General features: G+C 37.1%; 10 protein-coding genes, 1 tRNA gene and 1 other RNA gene. 9 read left to right on the top strand and 3 right to left on the bottom strand.

What is annotated here, in order from left to right:
* Window positions 1-242 precede the first annotated feature (242 nt).
* Window positions 243-605 (bottom strand): hypothetical protein, encoded by a 363-nt coding sequence (locus tag ACLTU0_RS08875; RefSeq protein WP_005422970.1) that lies wholly within the window; start codon window positions 603-605, stop codon window positions 243-245.
* Between the two features lie 212 nt (window positions 606-817).
* Here ACLTU0_RS08875 and ACLTU0_RS08870 point away from each other — a divergent pair, with 212 nt between their 5' ends.
* From ACLTU0_RS08870 to ACLTU0_RS08860, 3 genes are all read left to right on the top strand, one after another.
* Window positions 818-1,018, top strand: coding sequence for a hypothetical protein (locus ACLTU0_RS08870; protein WP_412322099.1), 201 nt, complete (start codon window positions 818-820; stop codon window positions 1,016-1,018).
* 107 nt (window positions 1,019-1,125) lie between these two features.
* On the top strand, window positions 1,126-3,510 hold the full coding sequence (locus tag ACLTU0_RS08865) for a glycosyl hydrolase family 95 catalytic domain-containing protein (RefSeq protein ID WP_412322098.1): 2,385 nt from the start codon (window positions 1,126-1,128) through the stop codon (window positions 3,508-3,510).
* Window positions 3,511-3,841: 331 nt separating this feature from the next.
* Entirely contained in the window at window positions 3,842-4,771 is a 930-nt protein-coding gene (locus ACLTU0_RS08860) for a DUF4368 domain-containing protein (RefSeq protein WP_412322097.1), read from the top strand.
* 54 nt (window positions 4,772-4,825) lie between these two features.
* Here ACLTU0_RS08860 and ACLTU0_RS08855 read toward each other — a convergent pair.
* A tRNA-Leu gene (locus ACLTU0_RS08855) sits at window positions 4,826-4,909 on the bottom strand.
* A 70-nt stretch (window positions 4,910-4,979) separates the two neighbouring features.
* Entirely contained in the window at window positions 4,980-5,900 is a 921-nt protein-coding gene (locus ACLTU0_RS08850; protein WP_118446136.1) for a diacylglycerol/lipid kinase family protein, read from the bottom strand.
* Window positions 5,901-6,037: 137 nt separating this feature from the next.
* On the opposite strand from ACLTU0_RS08850, the gene ACLTU0_RS08845 reads away from it, so the two are divergent.
* The 6 genes from ACLTU0_RS08845 to ACLTU0_RS08820 all read left to right on the top strand — a co-directional run.
* Window positions 6,038-7,420, top strand: a complete 1,383-nt coding sequence (locus ACLTU0_RS08845; protein ID WP_412322096.1) for an MATE family efflux transporter — start codon at window positions 6,038-6,040, stop codon at window positions 7,418-7,420.
* The gene (gene ruvX / locus ACLTU0_RS08840; RefSeq protein ID WP_412322094.1) at window positions 7,420-7,836 is read left to right on the top strand and encodes a Holliday junction resolvase RuvX; all 417 of its coding nucleotides are present in this window, start codon (window positions 7,420-7,422) and stop codon (window positions 7,834-7,836) included. Before ACLTU0_RS08845 ends, ruvX begins: the two co-directional genes overlap by 1 nt.
* Before the next feature lie 75 nt (window positions 7,837-7,911).
* Entirely contained in the window at window positions 7,912-8,184 is a 273-nt protein-coding gene (locus ACLTU0_RS08835) for a DUF1292 domain-containing protein (RefSeq protein ID WP_022230101.1), read from the top strand.
* 127 nt (window positions 8,185-8,311) lie between these two features.
* A non-coding RNA gene (ssrS, locus tag ACLTU0_RS08830) (6S RNA) lies at window positions 8,312-8,504 on the top strand.
* A 91-nt stretch (window positions 8,505-8,595) separates the two neighbouring features.
* A complete protein-coding gene (yhbY, locus tag ACLTU0_RS08825; protein WP_412322093.1) occupies window positions 8,596-8,898 on the top strand; it encodes a ribosome assembly RNA-binding protein YhbY in 303 nt (100 codons plus the stop codon).
* The coding region (locus ACLTU0_RS08820; RefSeq protein ID WP_412322092.1) for a nicotinate-nicotinamide nucleotide adenylyltransferase at window positions 8,895-9,114 on the top strand (220 nt) is incomplete at its 3' end. The genes yhbY and ACLTU0_RS08820, both read left to right, overlap by 4 nt.

The raw sequence follows: 9,114 nt of genomic DNA, 5'->3' as shown, positions 1-9,114 counted from the left end.
CCTGTGTTGCGTTCCACACGGAAAACTGCCATAGCTTCATCACTCCTTTGCTTTAGATTTGTTGCGCAGTAGAACGCGGATTTTGAGGGGTAAGGTATCTTTTCCTTGCTTCCTCTGTTTTGCGTTCTGTAAGCCCGATAAATCAAGGCTTTTTTTGCCCCTACTGCGTAACATGAGGGCATAAAAATAGCGGCGTTCCTGTTCTCCCAGTGAGAGAGTGAGAAACGCCGCTGTGCGGGTCGCTATTTCATTTCTTCTGCTATCAGTTCTTGCATGACTTCTCCAAAGTCTGCCATGAAAGAAAAGATGAAGTATTCCAAAACGTCGGGGTCTGCGTCCATAGGCTCGGCTTCCTCTGAAAAAGGCAAGCCCATTAGCCCATAAAGCAGTTTGATGATTTTGAACAGCTTGCCCCGGTCGGTGGGGTTGTTCATGGTTACAAGTACGTTGGTAAGGCGGTTGATTGTTTCCATGTCGCCGCCTGTCGTTACCCATACCATTTCCGCGAACGGCTGCGTGATTGCCCCGGCGACAAGGTTTATCTTATCCTTGCCGATTTCGCCGGACGGAAGTATAATACCCTTAGTCAAAAGTTCGTTTTTCATGTCGTCCTCCTTATATTCTGTGGTGCTAAAATGGTGCCCGGTCTTACAAAAACACCTTATGCGGAGATATGACAAGAAAAATGAAGATATGCGGAAAACCTTGATTTTAAGCCATTTTCACATTGGTTTATAAACATTTGTGAGGACTTATAAAAGGTTTTGCGTCTATCAAATCAATAAAAAATAACGGTGAAACGGATATACCCGTAAATATGATGATTGCATTGTATGATGAAAACGGAACTTTAAAGGAATTGAAAACCGAAAAGCATACAGTAACGGCTAATAGTGCCAACGAATATAGCATTACATATTCAAATTCAGCGATTGAAAGCGGAGATTATATTAAAGCGTTCTTATGGAACAGTTTAGAGAATATGAAGCCGCTTACAGAAGCAAAGATTTTGCGTTAATTCTCTCTATATATATATGTTAATTCTCTCTCTATATATATTTTATAAATGCCAATTCGGAATATTTCGGATTGGCATTTATAGTATAAGACTTCAAGGAGGATAATATGAAACTGATAAATAAAAACATAAATGTAATTACAATGAAATATCCCTCGTCGTGGCATAAAGTCTTGTGGCGCGAGGGTTTGGTGAGCGGTAACGGAAAAATAGGCGCAAATGTGTACGGCGGCACAAAACGCGAAAGTATGCTTATAAATCACAGTGCTTTATGGACGGGTACGGAATGTAATCCTCTCCCTGATATAAGCGGAAGTCTGACAAAGACACGTCAAGCAATGGATAACAGAGATTTCAATACGGCAAATTGGATTTTAACAAATGCGCTTACAGAAAGCGGATATAACAATGAGCGCGGTTATCCGCTGCCACTTGCAGAACTTAATATGTCTTTTACAGGCTTTACAGGATTTTCTGATTATCTTCGCGCTGTCAATATGGAAACAGGCGAAGTAAGCTCACAATTCCGTGAAAAAGATGTGTGGGTAAAAAAAGATTTATTCGTATCACGAAAAGACGATATGATACTTCTTAGAATACAGGCAGATAAGCCTTTCTTGGACGCTGTATTTTCATTAGATGTTCCAACAGCTACCGACAGCTCCGACAAAACATATCAATATGTAAAGGAACATAGCCGTACTGAAATAGACAGTAATATTATCATTTATAAATCGCTTAATACCAATAAAAAACCATACGGTGCGGCGGTAAAAATCGAAAGTGCTGACGGTGATATTAAAAACATTGAAAATCGTATCAATGTAAATTGTGCGTCTGATATTCTTATTAAAATAAAGGTGTTTGTAAATGGCTGTCCTGATAAAGACAAGTTGAAATTTGAGAATAACAGCTATGAATATTATCTAAACCGTCATATTCCGCTTCACAGTGCCTTGTATCATAGTGCGGAGCTTAACTTGTTTGAGAACAATGATTTATCGAATGAGGAACTTATGTTAAAAGCGTATAGCGGCAAATCTCCGAATGAGCTTATCGAAAAACTATGGCGGTACGGACGGTATTTGTTTATATCGGGAAGTTCTAAGGACGGATTTCCGTTTTCTATGTACGGCTTATGGTGCGGAGATTATAAGGCTGTATGGAGCCATAATATGGCGAATGAAAATATACAGATGATGTATTGGCATACCAATATCGGCAATCTGGAGGAGCTTAACAAGGCATTATTAGACTATTATATAAGCAGACTTGACAGCTTTGAGGAGTGCGCTAAAAAACTTTACGGCTGCAATGGTATATTTATTCCGGCAGGAACAACACCGAATATGCCGCTGCCTTGTCAGCTTGTTCCTGTAATTATAAATTGGACGGGCGCAGCGGGTTGGCTGGCGCAGCATTATTATAAATATTATTCCTATACGGGAGATAGCGAATATCTGCATAGTGTTGTTTTACCGTTTATGAAAGCGGCGGCGGATTTTTACGAGGATTTTATTGTGTTTGACAAAAACGGACATATAAAAATATATCCGAGTGTTTCGCCCGAAAATTCTCCTTTGAATTTTATTCCAAAAGACAATGTTGATATGGCGCACCCTATGACAAGCGCGGTTAATTCCACTATGGATTTGGCGATAATCAAGGAATTGTTTACAAATTTAATCGAGTTATGCGTCGAGCATAATATATACGGCAACAAAATTAAAATATGGGAAAATATCGTAAATTCCATTCCCGAATATAGCGTAAATAAAGACGGAGCCGTTAAGGAATGGCAGTACGATGATTTTGAGGACAGGTATTATCACAGGCATTTGTCGCATATATATCCTGTTTTTCCGGGTGATGAAATAACAACAAACGACGATATGGTATCAGCATTTGAAAAGGCGGTTGATTTGAGAGATATTAGCGCACAAACAGGTTGGTCGCAGGCGCATATGGCGTCAATATATGCAAGATTTAATCGCGGTAATGACGCGATGGACTGCTTAAATAATCTCGTAAGAAGCTGTATGCAGACTAATTTTTTCACGCTGCATAATGATTGGCGGCGAATGGATTTGTCTTTGGAAATGGACTCTGCCGCTCCTATTCAGCTTGACGCAAGTATGGGATATGTAAACGCAGTGCAGGAAATGATTTTGTATTCATCAAAGAAATTGATAAAACTTCTTCCGGCTCTAAGCGATGATATGCAGCACGGAAAAATTACAGGCTGGAGATTTGAGGGCGGCACTATTGATATGAAATGGAATATACCTCAAAATGAGTTTAAAGCAGAATTAACAGCAAGCAAAACATTTAATATAATAATCGAACTGCCTCCATTTTGCGCGAATAATATGATTTGTAACAGCAAAAATATTATCTCACAAAACGGTAGAACGGTTGAGGTTAAATTAACAAAAGGTGATAAATTGATTTTAGGTAATAGTGAACGATTTACTAATGTACAGGAGATATGAATAGAGTAAAAAACGAGAAATCCATTTGCAGGTCTGATAAAAAACTTTATTTATCAAAAAAATAGAATACTCTAATTCTATCTTTGCACCTATCAATGCGAAAAATGACACTTTAACAGTAAATAACAATGAAAGCGTAATATTGTGTGTATTTATGACACATAGTATTACGCTTTTTTATTTTTATATGGCAGAAATTAAGAATAGTCAATTTTTTTATGATTTTATCTGTAAAATTTCTGTTATTTGTGCTTATATAATATATATTTTTTTTATCGTGTGCAAATGGTACAAGCCCCCTGTCCGTTATCTATAAAGCCGATTTTGAAATTTGATAACTCAAAAATTCAAAGTCGGAGGTTATAAAAACAAAAAAAGAATTGCTAATGATAAAGAAAATCAGGCAGTTTTAAAAAATGTTCACGAGCCTATTATTGAGCGTGCAGTTTGGGAAAATTTACAGAATAATCGCGGTACGACAAGAAAGCGCAAAAAGGCAGACGGTGAAAAGAATATGTTTTCGGGTTTGCTGGTATGCGCCGATTGTTGCAGCAATTTATGGTATCATTTCAATCAGGCAAATCACGATATTAAGTATTTTAACTGTTCGGGATATAATAAAGGTGGCAGAAAGGTTTGCTCATCAACTCACTATATCCATGTATATTTTTTAGAACAAGTTGTATTGGGTGAAATTAGACGATTGACGAAGTTTGCAACACAATATGAAACGGAATTTGCTCAAATAGTTATGGGACATTCTATAAAGGCAGCAGAACAGGAGCAGCGAATGAAGCAGAAAGAATTAAACTCTTTGATTGCACGAGATAAAGAGCTTGATACTCTTTTTGAAAAAATTTATGAAGATAATGTTTTAGGTAAAATATCTGATGAACGATTTTCAAAGTTATCTGTCAAGTATGATACTGAACAAAAAGAGCTTAATATTCGTGTAAAAGAGTTAGAAGATGAACTCGCAAAAAAACAAAACAAGTCTGTTTCGGCTGATATGTTTATAACATCTGTCAGGAAATACACAAGAGCAAGAAAGTTGACAACGAAAATGCTGAATGAGTTAATTGAAAAAATAGAAGTCTATCAGGCCGAAGAAATTGACGGTAAACGAATACAACGGTTGAAAATCCACTATAACTGTATAGGGAGTATTGAGATACCGAATATTGATAAATCACCTGAAAATAATGTATCTGTACACACACGACAAGGTGTAGACATTCACTATGCGGCGTGTGCAGAATAAATAAAAAACGAGTGTTCTTACAAAACTGTTCAGGTTCTGTAAAAACACTCGTAATGGTGCAGATGAAGGGACTTGAACCCCCACGTCGGTGACACTAGATCCTAAGTCTAGCGCGTCTGCCAATTCCGCCACATCTGCAAACAACATAATACATTATAGCAGTGAAAAGTTGATTTGTCAATACTTTTTTATAAAAAAATTAAATTTTTTATTCTTTCAACATATTATGCGTTTTATCAATGATAAAAGTCATAGCGGACGGCATAACATTTATGACGGTATGTTTAGGATTGCCACCGTATTCGCCGTCAAGGGTCCATTTAATATTCTCATCACATTCAAATTCAAAATACGAAGATTTTACAAACAAATATTCATCGCCGGAATTTTCGCCACGCATAAGATTAATAAGAATATTTTGAAATTCGATAAGATTAGTCGGACGTTTAAAAACGAGCATTTCAAACAATCCGTCATTCAAATCTACATTTTTAAGTTGTTTTGTTTTATGCAATCCCGCAACGGAGGTTGCGTTTAAAATCATACATAGGAATATATCGCCTTCAAATTCGCCGTTATCGTATTTTATTTTAACGTGATAAGACGGAAGGGAAGAAAGTCGTTTCATACCCTCCAAAACATATGCGGTATGACCGAGAATGTTTTTTGTTTCCTGCGGTGTATCATAAGGGACATCGGTAAATGCGCCGAATGCGGCAACATAGTTAAAAGTCGTACTGTTAAACTTACCGATATCGCATTTAAACGGAACGCCGTTTACGGCAATATCGGACGACTTCGCTATACTTTTCGGCAATTCAAGAGTAGAGGCAAAGTCATTTGTTGTGCCTGTTGGGATATATCCAAGACAAGGTCTTTTGTCGGCGTCAAATTCCATAAGTCCTTTTACTGCTTCATTTAAAGTACCGTCGCCGCCTGATACAACGATTCTGTCAAATTTATCACCGTTATTTTTTATATAATTATATGCGTCCAAACGTTCTTGAGTCGGACGGACTGTAATATCATATTCGGCTTTGGCAAATTTATCGAGAATATCAAGAAGATGATTTTTTATTTGCCCTTTACCCGAATGTGGATTAAAAATAAAAAGCATTTTCTTTGTCATAGAAATCACCTCAAACTTTTAAGTATTTTATATATAAATTATACCTTTCTAAAAGAAAATAGTCAAGAAAATACTTGCCATTAATGTAGTTTGCGTGTATAATATTACTATTATGCAACAAATAGGAGGGAAAATAATTGCATATAGTAAAGGAAAAGAGATTTTATATTAATCTGCTCACAATAACAATACCGATTGCACTGCAAAATCTTATCAGTTTTGCGACAAGTATGATGGATACGATTATGTTGGGACGAGCAGACGATACGGGTGTGTTTTTGTCAGCATCATCGCTTGCAAATCAGCCGTTTTTCATTTTATCGCTTGTCTGTTTCGGCTTGGCGGGTGCATCAACGGTACTTAGTGCGCAATATTGGGGAAAACGTGATACTGCGTCAATACGGTCGATTTATTCGATTATATTAAAAGTTGCGTTTGTTATTTCAACACTTATGGCACTTGCGGTACTTATATTTCCGCAAGCCGTGATGGGGATATATTCAAACAATGATGAAATAATTGCGGCAGGAATATCATATCTGCGTATTATCGGTTTTGCATATATTTTGTTTGGTCTAAGCAATACGATGATATGCTGTATAAGAAGTATAGAGCTTGTGAAAATATCTGTTGTGGTAAATATTACATCGTTCTGTACAAACGTATTTTTGAATTGGGTGCTTATTTTCGGTAATCTCGGAGCACCGGCGCTGGGTATTCGCGGTGCGGCGATTGCAACGCTCACAGCAAGAATACTTGAATTTTTGATAGTAAGTATATACATTTTCTGCATTGACAAACGTCTTAATTTTAAACCTAAGCATTTGTTCTTGTTTGACAAGATATTTGCGCTTGACTTGTTTCAACACGGATTGCCTGTATTTATAAATGAAGTTATGTGGTCGCTCGGTGTATCGGCACAAGCGGCAATACTCGGACACATTAAATATTCAGCCGGTGACCCCGTTGCAGCCAATTCAATCGCGTCAATGGTGCAACAGCTTTCAACGGTTGTTATATTCGGTATCGCTAATGCGGCAGGAATTATAATAGGTAAATCTATCGGTTCGGGAAAAATCGAAAGGGCAAAGGTTGAAGCAAAAACATTAAAATATTTAAGCTATGTTATCGGCGTTATTGCCTGCGGAGTTATATTGCTTTTGAAGAATTTTGTTATCAATTTCTACACAATTCCGCCCGAAACAAAGGCACTTGCAAATGAATTGATGGTAACGATTGCGTTCATAACTATATTTGTATCGGTTTCATCTGTTACGATTGTCGGAATACTTCGCGGCGGAGGAGATACAAGATTTTGTATGGTTGCAGAAATTATTACGCTTTGGTGTGTTGCAACACCGCTTGCACTGATAGGTTCACTTTTAAGGTTGCCTGTACCGCTTGTACTGATTTTGATGAAAAGTGATGAGCCGTTAAAAAGTTTGGTGGCGGTCATTCGTATAAATAAAAATAAATGGATAAAATCGCTTGCAAGAGATTTTAACAGGGAGGAAGTATAATGAGAATACTCGGAATAGATTACGGTGACGCAAGAGTGGGAATTGCGGTAAGTGATTTGCTCGGCTTTATGGCACAAGGCGTAAGAACGATAAAAAACAGAGGTACCGAAAAATTACTGACCGAATTAAAGGAAATACTTGACGAATACAAACCCGAAAAAATAGTTATCGGTCTGCCGAAAAATATGGACGGAAGTGAGGGTTTTCGTGTTGACGCAACGCACGAATTTGCCGACGCACTTAAAACAATATATGACGGCGAAATTATATTTTGGGATGAAAGACTTTCGTCTGTCGGTGCGGCAAGGTTTCTGAATGAAACAAATACACGCGGAAAAAAACGAAAAAATGTATTGGATACCGTTGCGGCGTGCATAATACTTGACGGATATTTAAGTTCGCAAAAAAATAAATAGATTGACATTTCAAGTGGTATATATTACAATATAAATAGTTAAAATAAATAACGGAAAGAGAAAGGAATTTTTATAATGGAAAATAACATAATAATGCTTGAAGACGAACACGGTTGTATGATTGAATTTGAAACAATCGATGTATTTGAATTTGAAGGTGTAACATATTTCGCACTTCTTGAAGTTCTTCCTGAAGGTCAGGAAAATGATGAAGTTCTTATTATGCAGGTTGAGGGTGACGTTGAGTCAGAAGAGGCTGAGCTTGTAATGGTTGAGGATGAGGCAAGACTTGAGGCTGCATTTAATGAATTTTTAAGACGTGATGAGGAAATGGCAAACGAAGAATAATATCGGCAAAACCATAGAGGTAATGTCAAAATAATTCGTTTTGTAAGTTTTTTTGAAAAACTATAAATTTCCTATTGAAATTTTGTTCATTATGTGCTATTATAATAACAGAAAAACAAAATAGCTAATTACCCTGAGATTTCGCGTTTAAAAGTCTTTTTTTTACCAACACTTCTTAAAAGGGATATTATCTCCGTTTATGGCGTATACGCCTCCGTTCCTTCGGGAATGCCAGTGGACATATAAAGTAAACGGGATTTAGCCCACCTGCATGAGCAGGTAGAAACTCGACTTTAACTGACGGTTATTTTGGGGTTTTTTTTATTGCCTGTTTTTTTATTGACAATACAATATTGAAATGATATAATTAAATATGTGTATTTATGATAAAAATTACTTCGGAGGATATTAATGATAACAGGAAAACAAAGAGCGTATTTAAGAAAAATGGCGCATCAGCTTGAACCTATATTCCAAATAGGCAAAGAAGGTGTTACTGACGCATTTATTGATGGACTTAACAAAGCACTTACAAAACGTGAAATTTTAAAGGTGCATATACTTGAAACTGCAATGCTTGATACTCGCGACACCTGCAATTACGTTGCGGAACGTCTTGAAGCGGAGCCGGTGCAGGCAATCGGAAATAAGTTTATAATTTATCGTAAATCCGATGAAGAAAAATACAGAAAAATCGAGTTGCCGAGGAAATGAAAATAGGAATAATGGGCGGTACATTCAATCCTATCCATAACGCACATCTCTTAATTGCGGAAATGGCAAGGGAGGAATACGGACTTGACCGTGTGATATTTATAACGGACGGCAATCCGCCTCATAAGAGTGCGAACGTTACGGCAAAACAACGCTTTGAAATGACGCATATTGCCATAGCGGATAACAGTGCTTTTGAGGAGGACGATTTTGAAA

It is taken from the genome of Hominilimicola sp. (genome assembly GCF_046972485.1).
GTDB classification, from domain to species: Bacteria; Bacillota; Clostridia; order UBA1381; family UBA1381; genus Hominilimicola; species Hominilimicola fabiformis.
Note: the sequence above shows the minus strand (reverse complement) of the source record. Positions and strands in the feature narration are given on the sequence as shown.